Genomic DNA, 19,499 nt, shown 5'->3' on the forward strand with positions numbered 1-19,499 from the left:
ATGAGCAACTGTATGAAGTCGTTGGTACTTTGGCTCTGTACTTTAGAGCCTTATGTACCACTACGAACTTCATCCAAGCGAGAGCGTGTTGCGAATGAACTATGTCCTGTATTACATGTTAGACAAACTTAAATTGTGCAAATTGACGGACCTCAAAGTAAATAAGGGCTTTTGACACCCAAACCTTAAGAGGTATGAACGGAATGAAAAGTTATGGCTGATAAGAAATGAATGAGAAGAAATGAAGAATCATACAATATTACTAGAACGTAGTTTTAGGAGTAGAGAGTATGAAGATAAGATGGAAACCATTATTGATCAGTTTGGCAATTCCACAGATTGTTGGAGCAGTAACAGGATTGGTAACCAGTAATAGCAGGGAGATTTATCAGAATCTGAATAAACCAGATTTAGCGGTTCCAGGATATGTTTTCCCTATTATTTGGCCAATTCTGTTTCTTTTTATGGGGATTGCTTCCTACCTGATCTACTGTTCAGACTCCAAAGAAAGAGAAAAGGCTTTGCGCTTATATGGTATTAATCTGCTCTTAGTATTTGTATGGTCCGTAGTTTTCTTTACTTTTCAGGCTTATGCGGCAGCATTTCTTGTGATTGTAGCATTTTGGGGTGTCGTCTTTACAATGATAACAATGTTTACCCAAATTTCGAAGGTGGCAGGCTGGATTTTATTACCATATTTTATCTGGATTACATATGCGGGTTACTTAAACCTACAAGTGGTACTACTGAATTAATATGACTGGATTGTATTACAATTGAATGGAATGGAAGTGTATCGTACACATTTTGGCAGAATGACAGGTTAGTAAGGCGTTAGAGTTGCGTTTCCATCTTCAAATTTCGTATATTTGAAGAAAAAAGAAGCATATTTTATATATACGATTGATACAATTAAGTAAGAAACAATGCGGGAGTTTGCTTTGCGTAGAAAAATAGCTTCTATATTAATATGTACGATTGCATTGGCGGTTATCGCTATGTTGTATTATCCTCTCGTTCATGATCAGGTCAAGGAATGGCCCCAATATAAAATTCCGATCCTTTCACAAAATTACTCCAAAAATTGTAATGAAACGCTTCGTAATGAAAGTAGTTGCATTGGAGAGCGTCGAGTAGAAGAGGTTACGATTGTAACGAAACCGATTACGAAAGAAAATGGAAATTTGCAGTTAAATGCAAGAGCAGCATGTCTGATGGATGCATCCAATATGCGTATTCTGTATGGAAAAGAAGCAGATCAAGAGATGCCTATGGCAAGTACTACGAAGATTATGACTTTAATCGTTACCTTAGAGAATGCGAATTTGGATGATGTTGTAAAGGTGTCGAAAAATGCTGCAAAACAGCCTGATGTGCAATTGAATATGCAAACAGGTGATGAATATAAATTGGGGGATCTGTTGTATTCCTTGATGTTAGAATCCCATAATGATACAGCTGTAGCAATAGCAGAACATGTTGGGGGGACGGTAGAAGGATTTGCGCAAATGATGAATAAGAAAGCGCAGGAACTTGGCTGTACCCATACAAACTTTGTGACACCAAATGGATTGGATTCAATGACCGAAGAACACTATACGACAGCAAGAGAATTAGGGAAAATTGCAAGCTATGCCATTCAAAATCAGCAATTTCGAGAAATTGTAAATACCCCAAACTGGACTTTTAAAGAATTAACAAAAGGTACGTCCTATTCTGTCAGCAATAAGGACCGTTTCCTATATATTTATGATGGAGCGATTGGAATAAAGACAGGATTTACGAACAAAGCGGGATATTGTTTCGTCGGAGCGGTAGAAAAGGGAGAGAAGACTTTAGTTTCGGTGGTTTTAGCAAGTGGTTGGCCACCAAATAAGAATTATAAGTGGAAGGATACCACAAGTCTGATGGATTATGGTATGAATAATTATCAATTGGAAGAAATCTTTGATGATACAAAACTCTATGAACCTGTTTATGTAAAAAGGGGAAAAGAAAGCTACGTTGATTTGTATTGTGAAGGAACATTACAATTACTAAAGAGTAAAAGTGAGGAAGTAAAGGTAATCTATGAAATTGAAAAAGAAGTAAAGGCACCTGTCGTGGCCAATCAAGAAGTAGGTGTCGCAAAATACTATCTTGAGGATGAATACCTAGCATCTTTTCCTATTCGAACAACGTACGGAGTGGAAGCAATTGATCTAAACTTTACTTGGAATCAAATACTGGAATTGTGGTTAGGAGTAGCAGAGTAGATGAGCATGATTTTATAGCGGACCAGTAGTCTAATATAGGTAAAGAGAGTGAAAAGACAATTAATATCTGTTGTAACAAGAGCGAACACAATGTGTTCGTTACTTGGCTTCTATCAGATTTTAATTGTCTTTTTTGCATATAAGGAAGAGAAAGGAATCTGGTAATGAACCTGACGTACTGATATATTCCTATCGTAATTGGTACCATGCTTATATTCGAAATTTTGACACAATTCGACGAGAACATTATGTACCAATTGGCAGCCTGAAATTAGAAAATATGGGAAAAACAAAAAGCAATGTTTAGATAGGCTTTAAATAAGATGAAATATAGTATTGAAGGATACAGTTGTTGTAGGAGAAAAGTTGGATTGCATTTCTATAACAATAATATATTATGGTAAAAGATGCTAAAATAGTAGTAATTGAATTAAAATATAAGGTATTTTTTAACACTACTTGAATATAATACAAAATTATTGTAGAATGATTGTAGAAATGCGATGGAAGGAGAGTGAATTATGAAATTTCGTCGAAAAAATAAGGAAAGGTCACTTGATGATCGTACATATAAAGAAAAGAATCGACGAACCTATTACAGAGATTCCATTGCTTTATTTTTTAGAAAAATATTTCGTAAATTCATGGCTTATCGAGTAATCGGTATTTGTTTTGGTATGCTTGCACTTTTGTTTGCAATTTCTGTTTTCTTTAGTAAAGCAGGAGAATTTGTTGTAACCGTAGATAAGGATATGGCCGATACGGGATTTGTTATTTCGGAAGAGAAAACCTTTAAAAACGCGAAGATAAAGTTATTTAGCAAAGCATTAGAAGGGGCAAATAACATTAATATCTTGGATCTACCAGAGAATATCAATCAGATTGATGGTTCACATAATGGAGATAATTATATTGCCTATACATATTACATACAGAATGCAGGACAAAAGGATACAGATTATACATATGAGTTAGATATAACCTCTTCTTCTTTAGGATTAGAGAATGCTGCTTGGATCATGGTTTTCCAGAATGGGAAAGAAACGGTTTATGCTAAGGAGGGTGCGGACGGGAATCCGGAATGTCAATATAGTTATGAACCATTTGCAATTGCAAAAACAGCAAAAGATGAAAAACAGGTTATTTCCTTAACAGAAGAAGAAACAGGCTATTTGACAGAAGAAGAAAAGGAACGGATTGGCTTATTACGAGTAGATGGATTATATGAATTTCGAACAATACCTTTTACGAATGATAATGTTGTGTGTCTTGAAACGAGAAAGGGCATGAAACCTGGTGAAATTGATAAATACACCGTGGTTGTTTGGCTAGAGGGAGAAGATCCTGAATGTGTTGATGACATACTAGGTGGTCATATATCAATGAAAATGCAATTTAAATTGGTAGAAGAAAAGAAATAATAAAACGAATTATTCACGGTTCTGTCACGAAAAAAATATTATGATAAGATAAGGGGACTCATGTCAGGAAGGAAGGTTAATTTATGAAGAATAAGAATACGTCTTCAGTAAAGACGAGATTGTTATATTCATTAGCAATGCTAGCGGTATCTGCAGTTGTATTGACCACAGCATCTTATGCGTGGTTTTCCATTAGTAATCAGCCAAAAGTTGAAGACATTACGTTAACAGCGGGAACATTTGGAGGATTAACAATCAGTAAAACAAATACGGGGACTTTTGGTAATACAGTCAATTTATCCACAGACATTGGCAATAACACCGTACTTCGTCCAATTACCACTCCAAACGGGAAAGATTTTTATAAACCAGTGTATGGAACGTCAGGGAAAGTAACAGGAGTGGAAAATAGTAAAGTAAGTGATTTAACTACAATTTCTAATAAAACACAGGCAGATGGAGGCTATATTGCCAGCTCAACTTTTTATCTCAAAGCGACAGGCGGTTCTAGAAGCAGTGTTAAGGTTCAACTTGCAGCAGGAACAAAGGTAGCCAATAAAGATTCCGGACAAGCAGCATATGCTGCTCGAATTGCATTTGTGTTAGACAATGGAACTTGTGTTGTGTTCGAACCAAATGCAGATGGTAGTGCAACAGGTGCAAGTACAGATCAATATGCAATGGCTAGCAGTTTAACAACGATTAAACAATCAACAAATGGGAAATTCAAAGCTACAAGTGGAGCTACGTATTCCTCAGATGTGTCCGCTGATTTATTTGAAATTCCTGTGGACACGGCAACAAAAGTTACAGTTTACATATGGATTGAAGGATCAGACAAAGATTGTGTCAATGAGATTGCTTCAAAAGTTTTGACCACTTCCCTACAATTTACGTCAACCGATTTACAGTAGGGGCCTAAGATGAAAAAACATAAAAAATTAGTAAGGATGGGAAAGAATATAATCATAACACTATTAATGATTCTTTCCTTTATCTGTTGCTATTTTGCCATATCTTCAAAGAGACAGAATGGAATTCCTAAATTGGGTGATTATATACCAATTGCAATTCAATCCAATTCCATGAAAGGTGTCTTTGGCAAGGGAGACTTAATTTTATCAAAAAGTTATACACAAGGACATTCTCTTCAGATAGGAGACATCATTACATATTATACGATCATTAATGGAAAACGAGTAGTGAATACACACACCATCATCGCATTTCAAGAATCAGAGACAGGACAACGTATGATTGAAACAAAAGGTGTGAACAATCTTGCTGCGGACGAAAGACTTGTACAAGAATCAGAGATTATTGGAATTTATGCATTTCATATTCCGTTATTAGGACAAGTAATCAGTTTTATGCAAACAAGATTTGGATTCTTTGTGTGTATCCTTTTCCCATTGGCAGTAGCATTTTTAGTACAATTGCTCTATACCATTGTCCAGTATGCCATATTAAGAAAAGATATAGCGGTACAGAATATGAAAGCGGAGTATGACCAAGAGATTCGTGATCTGAAGTTACAGATGAGACATATGGAAAAAAGGCACATGGACAAACAAAAAAGAGATTAGAGAAAAGCGATAACAAGGAAGTTACAAAATACAGCGAAGGAAAGTGGGTAAGTACGTGGAAGCTTTTTTTAGATTTTTTTATGACATCATTAGTTCAATAGGAGATAACTTATATAATGTGATAAAAGCCATTATCAAAGGCGTCATTGGAATATTTGATTTTTCATATTATAAAGGGCTTTTAGAATCATATCAGCCAAATTTTGGAGTAGGTGGTTGGATCTTTGCTATCTTAGCATTCCTTCTTCTTGCGATTCTTGTGTTTTTTGTTGTATTTCTGTTACTTAAAGCAGGAAAGCGTATTGCAACTTTTCGATTACCACTTAAAGAAAATGAGCGAATGAAAGATGAACTCTTGCGATTAAACCAAGAAATGTTAAAACTGAATTATGAAAAAGACAAGATCTTAGCAATGAAAGTCTCTAGTATGGGAATGAATGTACAGAAAGAACTTCTTACAACTGACCAGGATATTGATATGGCAGCTGCACAAGATGGCATTGCTTCAACAAATTCTGTGAATCTAGAAAAAACAAGATTTACACGTCTTACAGAAGTGGATCAGTATTATTTGACCCAGTATCAACCACCTGTTTATGATGATGACATCAACCTAGAGGACATTTGTAAGCAGTTTCGTAATTATGCTGCTTCTCAGCTAAATCTATATTATGATCTGTCGGATATCAAATACTTTATCGCTTCTTTTGGAGCAACTAGGACAATTATATTACAAGGTATCTCTGGTACTGGTAAAACTTCGTTGCCTTATGCATTTGGTAAGTTTATTGATAACTCATCTGCTATCTGTGCGGTTCAACCTTCTTGGAGAGACCGGACAGAATTATTTGGGTACTTCAATGAGTTTACGAAGAAATACAATGAAACAGACTTTTTAAAAGCGCTATATGAAGCTAATTTTTATCAAGATATGCGACTAATCGTTTTGGATGAAATGAATATTGCCAGAGTTGAATACTACTTTGCAGAGATGTTATCTGTGCTAGAAATGCCGAGACTGGATGAACAGAAGGTTAATATTGTTCCTTCTATGTGGGATAATGATCCGCAAAAGATAGTAGATGGAAAGATTGCAATCATGCCAAATATTTGGTTCGTTGGTACGATCAATAACGATGATTCGACATTTGCTGTTTCAGATAAAGTGTACGACCGTGCAATACCAATTGATTTGGATAAGAAAGCATTGCCATTTGATGCACCTCAAACAGATGTATTGCATGTTACCTATGAACATATTGCTGCTATGTTTGATGATGCGAAGAAGAAGTACCCAGTAAGTCAGGATCTGATTGATAAACTAAACTTGATGGATCAATATGTAATCAAACATTTTCGTTTGGCATTTGGTAACCGTATTATGAAACAGTTATTGGACTTTGTACCTTGCTATATAGCATGTGGTGGCGAAGAACTTGATGGTATTGATTTTATGATAGCGAAAAAGATTTTAAGAAAGTTTGAGTCCTTAAATCTGGGCTTTGTTAGAGATGAAGTCGATGGTTTGGTTCGTTTCTTGGATAGTACATTTGGAGAGAATACGATGCCAATATGCAAAGAATATTTATTGCGATTAAAGAAATTATCGTAAATTTGAGAGGGTTTGCTGAAGATGGATAAAGATATTGATCAGTCATACAGTGTATATACGAATGCGATTAAGAGAGATTTAGAAAAAGATGCATTTTATCAATACTTTCATAATTTGATCGAATGTGGTAGCAAATATTACAAATTCTCTAATAAAAAATTATTTAAATATGTAGATAGTGTTTGGGTTGATGAGATTGAACAAGCAATTGAGCACTTAGAAGCTTCGATTGAAAACCCAAGAAAATTTATTGAAGAAGATCGTCAGATCGTGAATGTAGCATTAGCAAAGAGTATTACACCGGAGTCCATTCAACATCTAACTATGCATGGTGATATGGTAGATGCAGTGAGAGAAGATGGAACGGTCATACCAAATCGAATATTAAACATTTTTAAAGAAGAAAGTCTTAATACATATGAAAATCGTTTTATTGCAACATTGTTGCAGGAATTACTCTCCTTTGTGAATCGACGGGTTGACGTGATTTTTGAAAATACGAAGGATGAGTTAGGTGGCGTTTTGGATATTGAAACTACCATTGATAATTACAAAGAAATTATCAATTATAAGATGCAAATTCGTATTGAGGAAAAGCAGACAACAGTAGAGAATGATCGACAGAACAAGGATATCTTTGGACGAATTGCTAGAATCCATCGAAGAGTCAATGATATGGCAAATAGTAATTTCTACGCTGCGATGCGTCAGTATCCAACCGTAAAACACCCCGTAGTAAAAACGAACGCAATTGCAAAAAATCCACACTATAAAGCTTGCTATGCCTTGTGGAATTTTTTGCATACCTATGATAGAGTCGGTTACAAAGTACGTGTTTTTGAACAGGATCCCATTATAACAAGGAATTTCGAACGAGACGTTAATAATGATATATTCCTTGAATATCTTGTTCTGAAAAAGTTTATGGAAGATAGTGATTTTACCAATATTCACGTGCCAAAACAGGAACCGGATCGTAATCCCAAATTTATAAGGCAATTGATGGAGGAAATCCTTGATTACTATGGAAATATGTCTGATGCAGAGGTGAAGAAGCGTGTTATGAAGGAGTTGTCCAATGCGCAGCTAGACCGAAGAGCTGCTATTCGAAAAGAAGAGTGGGCAAGAAAGAACGAGACCTCAACAAGACGAGGTAGATAGAAAGGGTGTATAGAATGAGAAAGACACTATCGGCAGCAAGAGATTTCTTGTTTTTACTTGTGATCGTGATCTGCTGTCTTTGTGTCATTCAGATTTCAAATAAACAAGCACCATCCCTTTTTGGCTATCGTGTATTGCGTGTAATTAGTATTAGTATGCGCCCAACAATCGGAAAAGGGGATTGTATATTGATAAAAAATGTGGATCACGAACAGCTGAAGGTAGGGGATATTATTACTTTTTATTCGGATAATCCACAAATACAAGGGTATTTCAATACCCATCGAATTCATGAGATTCGATATGATGAGAAACTACAAGAGGTTGTGTACATTACCAAGGGAGATAATAATACCAATTCTGATAGCTGGGAAGTAAGAAAAGATCAAATCGTTGGTAAATATATAAAAACCGTTATTGGAGGTAGAATCCTGAGCAAAGGAATTAGTTTTCTTATGAAACGATGGAACTACTTTTTGTTTATTATCGTTCCTTTGCTTGGCTGTGTAATCTCCTGCATCGTACAATTAATAATGGAGTTTAGAAGAACTTTTATAGAAAATCAATTACAAGGAAAGGGTGACAGAGATGAAGAAATACATAAATCGTAAAACGATTTTATTATCAACAACATTAGCAGTATTAGTTCTTACCCTGATTACAGTAACTGTTGCCTGGTTTGAAAGTTCCGTATTCGTTCAATCGGACGAAAGTACGATGAATACCGCTTCTTGGGATTTTAAAGTTTCTTTGACAGCAGGTGGAGAACCAGTTAAGAATACGGATAAGATTAATCTGAATGTTGGGACGTTCACAAACGTGGCAACGGGAAAATTGGCACCAGGTACGTCTGGACACTTTTCTTTGTTCATTACATCCAATTCTGACGTTACGACGGGATATCAGATTGGAATTGACAAATCCTTACTTACCCTGATCATACCAGCAGGAGAAGGTCACGATACCGATATGGATTACTCGGATTTGCTAAAAAAACATTTTCAATTTTATACAACAAATGAGCTAGGTGAAAAAACGTATATCACGGAAGCCGTATTGGCAGAAGGAAATTTGGAAATAGGAGTAGAGAAAGAAGTCGTACTCTATTGGGAATGGCCATATGAAGCAGATGTATCTGAACTGGGTACACAAGAAGAAAAAGATGCTGCAATCAAACAATATGATGAAGAAGATACCTTCATTGGCGAGAATAAACAGTATATTGCAGGTGGTATTACTGTGAATGTGAAAGGCGTTCAGGCTGAACCAATAACACCATAATTATAAAAAGGAAGTACGGATAGAAATCGTAGAGATACGATTGATACAACCAGTAAATGGAAAGTCGAAGACTAACGGTATAGGTAAGGAAGGGGATGAGACGATGAAGAATGAACAAAGTAAAAAACAAACAAGTCATAAGAAAAAAATCATTGTCTCTCTTAGCTTTGTAATTCTTATTGGAGCGGCAATTTTTGTTGGAGCAAAATATATCAAAGATGTAGTAATTGGTACCCAAATGGATACCACCAATATAGCAGCTTATCATCTGAATCTAACAACACAGCAAGTAACAGAAATACCAATGGAAAATCTAAATCCAGGAATGAAGGTAAGTATTCCTTTTACTGTAAGCAATGGAAGTGGAGCGGGTGACCTTGCAAAACGTTCGGAAGTTGATCTTGCGTATCAGCTGTGTGTAATCACAACAAATCATCTTCCTCTTACATATTCGATTAAGGACAAAGATGGAAATCAAGTTTCATCACCAATAAAGGAAAATGCAGTACGTGTATACTCCAATCTTGGAACCAAATGGATTTTTCAAAAAGATGCGTCAGGACATAATTTCTTGTTTCCGAAAGGTGATTTAGTTGAAGAGAACTATACCATTGAAATTGAATGGCCATTATCAGAAAATGCATTTAAATATACCAAAGAAGTAGATCAGATATTTATTGCAGTAGAAGCAGTACAGGCACAACCACAATAAGGGACGGTGAAGAATATGAAAAAGACCAAAGGAAAAAGAATGGCATTACTTTTGGCAACGGTGATTCTTTCATGTACGGTAATCGTGCCTGTTGTGGCAAAATATCGCGCAACAGATAAAAAGAGAGAAATTGCGTATGCGAATAGTTTTTATTTTGAAAGTGATTACTTAAGTGAATTGAATGCAGATGGGGTAACGGGTGGTGCTGAGTATGTGATCCAGGGTTGGGATGGTGTCACTACTTGTGATTTTGCATTTCAGATACGAAATTATGAAAATCCAATGCTTTATAATAATGCAACACAGAATATCTCCTATGAGGTTTCCTCTTCAACCACATATGGAGACTATATAGAATATACCATTGAAAAGGTAGTGAATCATGAAGCGTCGCCACTGTTAGAAGGTACGTTGAATGGAGGAGCTGCCTGTGCGGATATATTTAAGATTACAGTGAAACCCAAGGCTGGAGTAACAATAAACAATGATGTGTCTATCAAGATTACAGCAAAAACGAAAGAGGGTTCTCCTTATATTAAAAATATAGGTACTACGCTAATCTTAAAAAGAGCGGAGTCAAGTAATTTTATATCCGATAAGGGATTTGAAAATCCGAAAAGTGAAAGCTGTGCATTAAAATATGTCTTACATACAACGAGTGGAGTAATGGATAATGGGCATACCAGTATAACCAATGCTGCAAAACTATTACATATTACATGGAATAATGCTTTAGTATCCATTGATGAGTATAACCCTTTGTTATTAGCTGTGAAAGAAGCAGATTTGACTAGAGAGGAAGCGAATAAGCGGTTTTACTATACGGATGGTGGAGCGACTGGTCATTTGATTATTGAAGTATTGCCGTATACGGCAGTTAACATTATATTCTATAAAGATACAATGGTGGAGTCGGATTGGATGTCAGGTGGTGCATACCTTTGGGATACCAACGAAGAAAGCATTGTCAATACAGTTGAAGTACAACCGTAACGTCTTGCCGGACTTAGGTGTAAGGAGGCTAATCATGAAGAATAAGAAAGTAATATGGAAAAAGTTTGTTGCCATCCTTCTTGTTGTTACAATGGTAGGTCCGAATCTACCATGGGGGATATCAAAAATATTTGCGGATGATGTTATTATTCCTTTTTCTGGAGGAGGAACTGGTACACAAAGCGATCCTTATATATTAAAAAATGCAGAGGATTTCATCTTGTTACAGGAAGAAATAGAGAAGTGTGCAGTAATGAAAGCTTTTACTGGTGTTTATTTTCGTGTGGATTCTTATACAGCGCCGGAAGATGCTTCTGGACAGGCTATTATAGCTTCCGGTAGTTCCATTGGTACAGGTGAATCCATTGATGGAGACATCGTATCGGGTTCTTCTATTGAAAATAATAAAGAAATTGGAATCGTAAATGTACTCAATTTAGAAGAGCCAGGAGATAGCGGTATTGGAGAAGGTGAGGAAGAGGAAGATGACTATAATCAAATTCCTGACATTGACCTCACTGAGCCAATTGTAGTGGGTGAAGAGTCGAAAACTTTTACAGGTATAGGATCTTCGGAGCACTATTTTTGTGGAACATTCCAAGGTGGTGGTACTCGAATTAAGATCAATACACCACTATTTAATTACGTAGGTGATCATGCGGATATATCAAAACTTACTATATTAGGTGATGTTACTGACCAATACCAAGCATCTCATTCAATTGGAGGACTTGCCTTAGCCGTTATTACGGATACAGCAGGTGGAGATGTAAGTTTTAAAGATATCTTGGTAAACGCCAATGTTACAGGCGGCAATATTGCAACAGGTGGATTAATTGGAACTTGCCAAATAAAAAAGCAGATGACCTTAACACTAACGAATATTAAAGTTACTGGTACCATAAGCAATCAAACGAATTCCACACGAGGAATCGGTGGTTTGATTGGTTATGTGGAAAATCAGGAAAGTACGAAGACAGCCATTGTTGATGTACTTATAGATGGTACAACAACCGTTCAAGGTAATTACATCAATAACCGCACAAATACGGGACTAGGATGTTTGATTGGAGAGCTGAGTGATCGAATTCGAGTGGCCATTGATGGAACAATCGATTTAAGTAAAGTTAATGAAGTAAGTGGTAAAGTAGAGAAATCGGGCTATGCATTTGGTGTTACAAACCATGCTTTTATTTATCGTAAAGAAAACGCACAGATACTCCTTCCATCTACCTATATTCTAGATAAAGTAGGAGAAGTGGGAAATGGAGGAACGGTTTATATTAATCCAATCGTTGATCCTACAGCAGAAAATTATATACCAATTTTAGGAACTGGGACAGTTGATGATCCTTATCAATTAAAGAGCAGCAATGACTTTATGGTGATGGCAATTGCATTGAATACGAAATTGTTTTTTGCTGGTCAGTGTTTTGACTTGACGCAAAAGCCAAGTAAGATGACAGATTATGCATATCTTTTGCAAGCAAATTACAAAGTTATGAATGATGTGGATTTGTCCAATACAGGAATCCTTCGTTTGAATCTACCTTATTATGATTCACAATTTTTAGATGCCTTTTCTGGGTCATTCTATGGAATGGTAGATCCTTCTACAGGAGTAGCACCAACCATCACTTTGAATATGAATACGATGCAGGCTGACGTTGCTTTATTCGCACAAGTCTGTGCACCATCTACGGCAAATGACGGAGATACAGGTGTAGCATCGTTTCATGACCTTTTATTTACAGGTTCTATAACAGGAGGAACCAAAGTTGCTACCTTATTCTCCAGAGGCTTTATTGGTGATAAAGTGAATGGGAAAGTCGTAGTGCAGAATATTACGAGTGCAGTTAATATCACTTCTTCATTAGATGGAACAGCCAATACGAATGCAACAGATCCTATACTAGAAGCTGGCAATGCTTGTGGAGGAATTGCTGGTTATAACTCAACTTATTATTGTAAAACGAAAAAGTGTGAATTCATCTACGATAATGTAACCTATAGTGGAACAATGAATGGATTAGAAGGTTTTTTTGGTGGACTGTTGGGTTATTATGGAACAAATAATAGTAACGATGTAAATCAAACAAACAACTTAACCATTCAAGATTATACATTTTCGGGAGAGATCAGTACTAGAATGACTTTAGCAAGTCAAACTTCAAAGAGCTCAGGAATGGTTTCTTATATTGGTGTACCGTTTAAAAAAACAGTGACGACTAATGGAATCTCTCATTATGTGTACTATAATAAAACAAATGTTTCTTGTAAGAACATTACGATAAAAGATGCCCTCATTATGAATCCGTCAGGTGATGTGTATATTACGGGTGGATTCTTAGGGTATCAGTGGAACCAGGTAGATGCCACAGTTGAAAATCTAACAGTTGATAACAGTACGATTAATACCACTGGATATGTGGGTGGATTATGGTATGGAGTTACAGGTAAGCTGGCTTTAGAGAAAGTACAGTTTAATAAATTCCTTATATATCAGAATAATGCCGATAGAAATTTAGATGCGGGGATGATACGAAATGCATATGAACTGATCATGACGATTAAAGGATATAGAGCAGTAGACAGTGCCATGATTTACGGCAGTGCTAATTTCGATGATATTGCAGCTGTTGTCACAGATGGTCGTACCACAAGTAACAACATGACTTATTATAATGGAGCAGACCGCACGTGTTCCGGATTAATCAGTTTGGAAGATGATCCAGACTGGAACCAGTATTATCGAATCAATGAGGATGCAGAAAAAGGATATTGTGTTTATTCACACCAGATGGGACTGTATACGGATCAAGCGAAATACCTAAGTCATACGAAGAAGGAGGCTCGAGCTCCTCGTACGAGAATATACTATAATCTATTCAAGGACTGGGATACAAACAAAATTACAGGTACAGGAACAAAGCAAGATCCCTTTGTCATAGATACAGAAGAAAAGATGATGATCCTAGCTTCTTTTAATACCATCCATTATAAACAAAGATTTGAGTTATTATCCTACTTTGCTGATTATACATCAATCCATATCAACACGGCGGCTACGGCAGATAGACAAACAAAGGATGCAGCCTATGTTAGCGCCATTCGTTTGGGGTATTTTATCATAACAGCTGATTTAGATTTGAGTACATATAGCTATTATCCTATGAATATTGAGGGGGGTAGTTACTATGGTTTCGATTTAATGCAATTTTGTACCAAAGAAGGAATAACAAATCCAACAAAGGAACAGAAAGAAACCTATATAAAAACTGCAGTAGCACAATTAGCTGCAAAGACAGAAGTAGCCAGTGATGGAAAAGACTATCGAAATTATAAACCAACGATTAAACTTGATGCGAGTCCGCTGATCAATCATGCGACTGTGATTGATGATAGTAAGAAAAATGGAATTTCGACGCCGAATAGTAGATTCTCCTATCATTATTACATGCAATCTGCTTTGTTTACAAACGTTGTAAGCTATAATGGAACTAACGTTGAGTTTAATAATTTGCAGTTGGAAGGAAATATTAGCGGTTCTTATGAGCAGGATTATTCAAGAGATGTATGGGGAATCGGTGGCGCTTTAATTACAAAAACACCATATTATGGGGCAGATGAGCCAATAGTTGGACAAAATTACGGAATTAACCGTGCCAATGTATCCATTCGCAATATTGACATTGGTGATTTAAAAGTTACAAGCTATGGTGCTTCAGATGGTTCTAGTGTCTATGGTTCTGGTTTATTGGTTTCCGATATTTTTCAAAGTACAGTCGAGTTTGATGGAATTCGCTTATTGGAAGGAAGCAACGCATATGCAGAAGCTTTGATTGGTGCAGTTGGAGGAGAAGGTACAACAGTAGCTTTTAAACATATTAAATTAGGACAGGGAAGCAATAATAAAGTGATGAACTTCCGCTATGCCAGCTTGATTTTTAACTATAGCCAAGGTACTGCTGTCTATAATTATGATGGACAGGACCTGATGGACAAAGACTATACACCAAATGATGAATACCCTTATGCATATAAGAAGCTCCCAGTCATTGTTAACCCAATGAGTGCAGATATCATCGAAGGAAATGGAACAAAGAATAATCCATTCATTATAGATAGTGCGGAACAGTTGCTAACCTTGTCTACTTTCCTCTATACGGATGGTGCCTTACCAGTAAAACAGACGGATCCTTTATATGAACCAACCGATCCGAATTGGTATGTAGGAGATTACGTGAATAATGCGACTGCCACGAATATGTTGAACAATTCGAATATTCTGGATTACCTTCGAACGGCATACTACAAATTAGAGAATGACATTAATTTCAATGCTGTCCAGGATGCTTTCAAATCTTCTGCGTGGGACTTTTCGGGGATTGGTTCTGAAAGTCAGCCATTTGCTGGAGTTTTTGATGGAAATAATCATACCATAATCTTAAGTCAGAAAGGACTTGTAACGAAACCAGAGAGTGAAGAAATTGAAAACACGGTAACGGATTATAGCACCTATGGTTTATTTGCATATATTAAAGGAGCAACGATAAAGAATATTATATTTGCTGATTTAGATCACGAAGGATACACGAAATGGTACAAGAAAGGAATGGTGTCTGGATCAGGTGGTAGTGTTGCAGCTTGTGTAATAGGTGGGGATAATGTTATTGAGAATATTGTACTGAATAACAGCATCTATATAAGAAAAGATGGTGCCAATAAAGTGGGGGGATTGATAGGTGAACTTCGAGGTGGAACAGTATTATTACGTAGAATGACAGAACAACAACCATCTCCATTTAAGAACTTACATTTATATAATGTGAATTCTGGTAAAGCGTCTGGGGCATATACAGGTAGTGTAGTTGGTAGTGTTTTTAATGGGTGTATTATTTATGATGGTTATGAGGATACTACAGTAGCTGCCATACCAAAAACGGCAACCGTATTTACTAATAGTTTTTATACGAATTTGATGCCATGTAAATATTCCGGTATTGTAAACAAGGCATATCTTGATCTTGCAGACCCAATTGCTGTTAGCTATGATTCTAGCAATGGATATCATATTGCTATAGAAGACAACCGACAGTTATTGATTGCAGCGCTTACTTTGAATTCAGGCTCTTTTTCTATTGTTGCTCGTGAGGAGAAAAATTGTTATTATGACAGCTTTGCACGCACTAAAAAAATGGATTCGGATGATGATTCCTTCCGTGCACCAACACTCTATCGTTACTTTGCAGTGGATGGAACAAAATTGATCGAAGCGGAGGCATATAAGAAAACTCAAACAAGTGCGGGAGACAGTTATCTGAATGCGGTAGACAATACGTATCTCCATGAGGTGGGACGAAGAACAACGTATGAACTAACTGCGGCAGAAGGGTATGAATATGATATGACAGCGAGTTCCATTGATACTGTTTTTCGCGGTTTGGGTGGAATGACAAACGTGGACAATCCGAATGCATATATGTTGGATAATCTAAGTGTACCTACATTTCGTGCGAATTTTGATGGAAAAGAGCATACCGTAAAATTGGCGATTGATAATACGTATAATTCACAGACTGTTGGATTTTTCAATGACCTATATGTAAAAGCAAGCTCAATTACAAGTTTTACACCATTTACGATTGCGAACCTCACATTAACAGGAAGTGTAAAGAATACTACAAGTCGAGGTGGTATGGTTGCAGGTGCCATATATGGTAAGTATTCCTTTGAAAATGTAATCGCAGAAGATTTTCAAGTTACAAGTACTAGTTATGCAGGTGGACTGATTGGAAAACAAACTTCAACGTCGAAATATACAGATATATCCTTTACAAATTGTCAAGTAAGAGCAAGTTCGCCAGGAGCAAGTACGATTAAAGGTTCAACGTATGTTGGTGGAGTGATTGGATATACATCGAATGGCAGATTTATATTGGATACGATTACTGTAGATGGTTTGGTGATTGCAGCAAATAGTACATCTAATTCCGTTTATATGGGTGGTTTAGTTGGTGGTTATATAAGCTCCCAAGGGTATGTTATCGAAAGAAAATTCACCAATATACAAATCAAAGATACAACGGTTAAAGCGAATGCTCTTAATATCGGAGGGGTTTTTGGATATGTAGCAGGTTCTGGAACAGAAGAAACATACATCAATGGATTGTTTATGAAAGATAATATCGTATCGAGAACACGAAATTATGCAAAGACAGTTGGTTATTATACTGCAAGTAGTGATATGTACTTTATTAAGCCAGAAATCACAGGAGATGGGATGGAAACATTAGCAGATAGTAATCGAGAAGATAACGCAAAAAACGGTCATGTCTATCTGATTTATCTAAATCCATTTGATGATTTGGAGAAAGCAGAAACGCTATATGGTATCGACCGAGATAGTACAGCATATGGAGAACTAATTGCAACGGATATCTTCAATGGAGATGAAGATATAGAAGGCAATACACTTGTAAAATACAGTGCCGAAAGTGGTATGATCCAGAATGTTGTGGATAATGTATTGAAGACATTAACCAACAACAGTGCAACACTAGATAGTGGAATTGTTGATCATATGACCATCGATACAGTTAAAATGAAGGTAACCGATTGTGTGGCAGAGGAAGTACCAGATGAAACAGCTAGTATCAAGATGGAAACGGTTGCAGGAAAACCAACTTTTATTGTTAACAACTATGATACAAAAGATGCTGCGAATAAGAATGGTACGTATACGACTCTACGGTTTACCTACACCTTTGGAGATTATGTTGAGAAGATCGATATTCCTGTGTATGTAGATAATATGATTGATACAGATATGTACACCAAGATTATGATCGGTAAGATTAGTAATCCTGAGGATTTTAAGACGAGTACACAGGCAAATATAACGGTTACGAATAACAGTTCCTATACGATTTACAGTGAATTTGTTTATGGAAATCTTCGATTATCCTATGATGTAAGTGATATGGTTGTTGATAAAGTATTTACCTTCACCGATAATGTTGCATTTTCGAAGGGATCAAAGTTGACTTTGATCGATCTTACTATTGATGGAAAGCCAAAAGTATATTACTATACGGTTACTACGAAGAATATGATGAATATTACTTTGGAATCATTTAAAGATGTTAACGGAAATCCATATGTAAGTCGAGATATTACAAAAGAATCGGAGTTAGCAACGAAAGCGAATTATATAACAATGACGAATAAGCGGAAACGAAGAGTTGGTGTGGAACGGTATCTGTTACAAGTGGATAACTCTGCCGTTGATGTTAACACGGCCAATACAGCAGATACGAAATTCCATCCAAGAATTGAGTGTAATGTTGAAAAGAATGAAGACCTTGCAGCATTGTTTATTCGAGAGCGCTTTGCCGTTGAATTAACGAATATTGAAGGTCGGTATATTCGATTCAAGAAAGATAGCATGTCCACAGAAGGTTCAATTAGTAGAAATGTTATGTTATCCTTAAATGCTACTTTTATCAATGAAGCAAATGAAACGTATCGAGACCGTGCAATGGCTACCGACAGTGTGAATAAGGGAAAATACTTAGATATGGCAATTTATCTGCTGGACCAAGATGGAAACAAAATCTTGTTTCCAGTTGGAACAATGGTTCGAATGGGTTCTTCCCAAGAATTTCATGCCATAAGTAATACATCTGTTGTTTACTACTATAAGGAAAGTGGAACAGAGTATGCCCTACAGAATTCGCCAATTGATGATGTGGTTGATCTGAATTTGGAATTTAATTTCTTGACTGCGAAGATGGAGACCCTTCCACCTGGTAATTATCGTATTGGTGTTGATCTTGTTCGTACGAGTGATAAAGCTTATCCATTCGGCGGAGAAACACTTGATAGTATGACCAGTCAATTAATCAAAGTAACAGAAGCAGCGGAATACGGCTTAGCAATGGAAGTTAAGGATTATAAAGAACTAGCGGTAAATAAAGCGGAGTCTACATTGGACAGTTATCCTATGAACTTCACATTACATCTAAGCACGAATCTATCAAAAGAACAGCTTGGCTTATTGTCCAATTCTGATTTAAAACTTGCATATACGATTGAGAAAAAAGATGCAATTACAGGACTCTATAAAGCTGCAGAGGTAGATGCACCAAAACCAGTGATTACGATGAATGTTAATGGGACAGGGGAAAGCAATTTAGAAGGCTATACTGCAGAATTTTATATGAATAAAGAGAATTTTATTGATTCTGTAGCGGCAGAAAATTATATTACCCGTGATATAACCATTCATATTCCAAAAGAAGTGGAAGCAGCGAATTATCGAATTGAGGTTGAACTGATTGTAGAAGGAAATGTTGTGGCAAGTGATTATGTGATTGCCAATATAGCTGATATTCAATAATAAAAGAGTAAAATCCGAAACAAAGAGAATCTGCATAGAATTCCTTTGCTTCGGATTTTGTTCCTTACACTATTCAT

General features: G+C 36.4%; 12 protein-coding genes. All 12 read left to right on the top strand.

The window, feature by feature from the left end; translation table 11 throughout:
- Positions 1–290 precede the first annotated feature (290 nt).
- The 12 genes from HBB17_RS00435 (at position 291) to HBB17_RS00490 (ending at position 19,422) form a co-directional block, all read left to right on the top strand.
- Positions 291–755, top strand: coding sequence for a TspO/MBR family protein (locus HBB17_RS00435; protein ID WP_167954744.1), 465 nt, complete (start codon positions 291–293; stop codon positions 753–755).
- Between the two features lie 186 nt (positions 756–941).
- A complete protein-coding gene (locus HBB17_RS00440) occupies positions 942–2,255 on the top strand; it encodes a D-alanyl-D-alanine carboxypeptidase family protein (RefSeq protein WP_167954745.1) in 1,314 nt (437 codons plus the stop codon).
- A gap of 521 nt (positions 2,256–2,776) precedes the next feature.
- Positions 2,777–3,676: a hypothetical protein gene (locus tag HBB17_RS00445; protein ID WP_167954746.1), complete on the top strand. Its 900-nt coding sequence runs from the start codon at positions 2,777–2,779 to the stop codon at positions 3,674–3,676.
- Positions 3,677–3,759: 83 nt separating this feature from the next.
- The gene (locus HBB17_RS00450; protein WP_167954747.1) at positions 3,760–4,590 is read left to right on the top strand and encodes a hypothetical protein; all 831 of its coding nucleotides are present in this window, start codon (positions 3,760–3,762) and stop codon (positions 4,588–4,590) included.
- Positions 4,591–4,599: 9 nt separating this feature from the next.
- The gene (locus HBB17_RS00455; protein ID WP_167954748.1) at positions 4,600–5,262 is read left to right on the top strand and encodes a signal peptidase I; all 663 of its coding nucleotides are present in this window, start codon (positions 4,600–4,602) and stop codon (positions 5,260–5,262) included.
- 118 nt (positions 5,263–5,380) lie between these two features.
- Positions 5,381–6,874, top strand: a complete 1,494-nt coding sequence (locus HBB17_RS00460) for a hypothetical protein (RefSeq protein WP_167954749.1) — start codon at positions 5,381–5,383, stop codon at positions 6,872–6,874.
- A 21-nt stretch (positions 6,875–6,895) separates the two neighbouring features.
- A complete protein-coding gene (locus HBB17_RS00465) occupies positions 6,896–8,035 on the top strand; it encodes a DUF2357 domain-containing protein (protein ID WP_167954750.1) in 1,140 nt (379 codons plus the stop codon).
- Between the two features lie 14 nt (positions 8,036–8,049).
- Positions 8,050–8,646 carry a signal peptidase I gene (locus HBB17_RS00470; protein WP_167954752.1) on the top strand — a complete coding sequence of 199 codons (597 nt, stop codon included), beginning with the start codon at positions 8,050–8,052 and terminating at the stop codon, positions 8,644–8,646.
- Positions 8,624–9,316 carry a hypothetical protein gene (locus tag HBB17_RS00475; RefSeq protein WP_167954754.1) on the top strand — a complete coding sequence of 231 codons (693 nt, stop codon included), beginning with the start codon at positions 8,624–8,626 and terminating at the stop codon, positions 9,314–9,316. Before HBB17_RS00470 ends, HBB17_RS00475 begins: the two co-directional genes overlap by 23 nt.
- Positions 9,317–9,356: 40 nt before the next feature.
- Positions 9,357–10,028, top strand: a complete 672-nt coding sequence (locus HBB17_RS00480) for a hypothetical protein (protein WP_167954756.1) — start codon at positions 9,357–9,359, stop codon at positions 10,026–10,028.
- Positions 10,029–10,043: 15 nt separating this feature from the next.
- Positions 10,044–11,021 (top strand): hypothetical protein, encoded by a 978-nt coding sequence (locus HBB17_RS00485; RefSeq protein WP_167954757.1) that lies wholly within the window; start codon positions 10,044–10,046, stop codon positions 11,019–11,021.
- A 34-nt stretch (positions 11,022–11,055) separates the two neighbouring features.
- Positions 11,056–19,422 (top strand): hypothetical protein, encoded by an 8,367-nt coding sequence (locus HBB17_RS00490; RefSeq protein WP_167954758.1) that lies wholly within the window; start codon positions 11,056–11,058, stop codon positions 19,420–19,422.
- The last annotated feature ends 77 nt before the right edge of the window (positions 19,423–19,499 follow it).

It is taken from the genome of Anaerosporobacter faecicola (genome assembly GCF_012070565.1).
GTDB classification, from domain to species: domain Bacteria; phylum Bacillota; class Clostridia; order Lachnospirales; family Lachnospiraceae; genus Anaerosporobacter; species Anaerosporobacter faecicola.

Bases quoted from the DNA above. Each gene is read 5' to 3' on its own strand.
- HBB17_RS00435 (WP_167954744.1), top strand. From the start codon at position 291: ATGAAGATAAGATGGAAACCATTATTGATCAGTTTGGCAATTCCACAG.
- HBB17_RS00445 (WP_167954746.1), top strand. From the start codon at position 2,777: ATGAAATTTCGTCGAAAAAATAAGGAAAGGTCACTTGATGATCGTACA.
- HBB17_RS00450 (WP_167954747.1), top strand. From the start codon at position 3,760: ATGAAGAATAAGAATACGTCTTCAGTAAAGACGAGATTGTTATATTCA.
- HBB17_RS00455 (WP_167954748.1), top strand. From the start codon at position 4,600: ATGAAAAAACATAAAAAATTAGTAAGGATGGGAAAGAATATAATCATA.
- HBB17_RS00465 (WP_167954750.1), top strand. From the start codon at position 6,896: ATGGATAAAGATATTGATCAGTCATACAGTGTATATACGAATGCGATT.
- HBB17_RS00470 (WP_167954752.1), top strand. From the start codon at position 8,050: ATGAGAAAGACACTATCGGCAGCAAGAGATTTCTTGTTTTTACTTGTG.
- HBB17_RS00475 (WP_167954754.1), top strand. From the start codon at position 8,624: ATGAAGAAATACATAAATCGTAAAACGATTTTATTATCAACAACATTA.
- HBB17_RS00485 (WP_167954757.1), top strand. From the start codon at position 10,044: ATGAAAAAGACCAAAGGAAAAAGAATGGCATTACTTTTGGCAACGGTG.
- HBB17_RS00490 (WP_167954758.1), top strand. From the start codon at position 11,056: ATGAAGAATAAGAAAGTAATATGGAAAAAGTTTGTTGCCATCCTTCTT.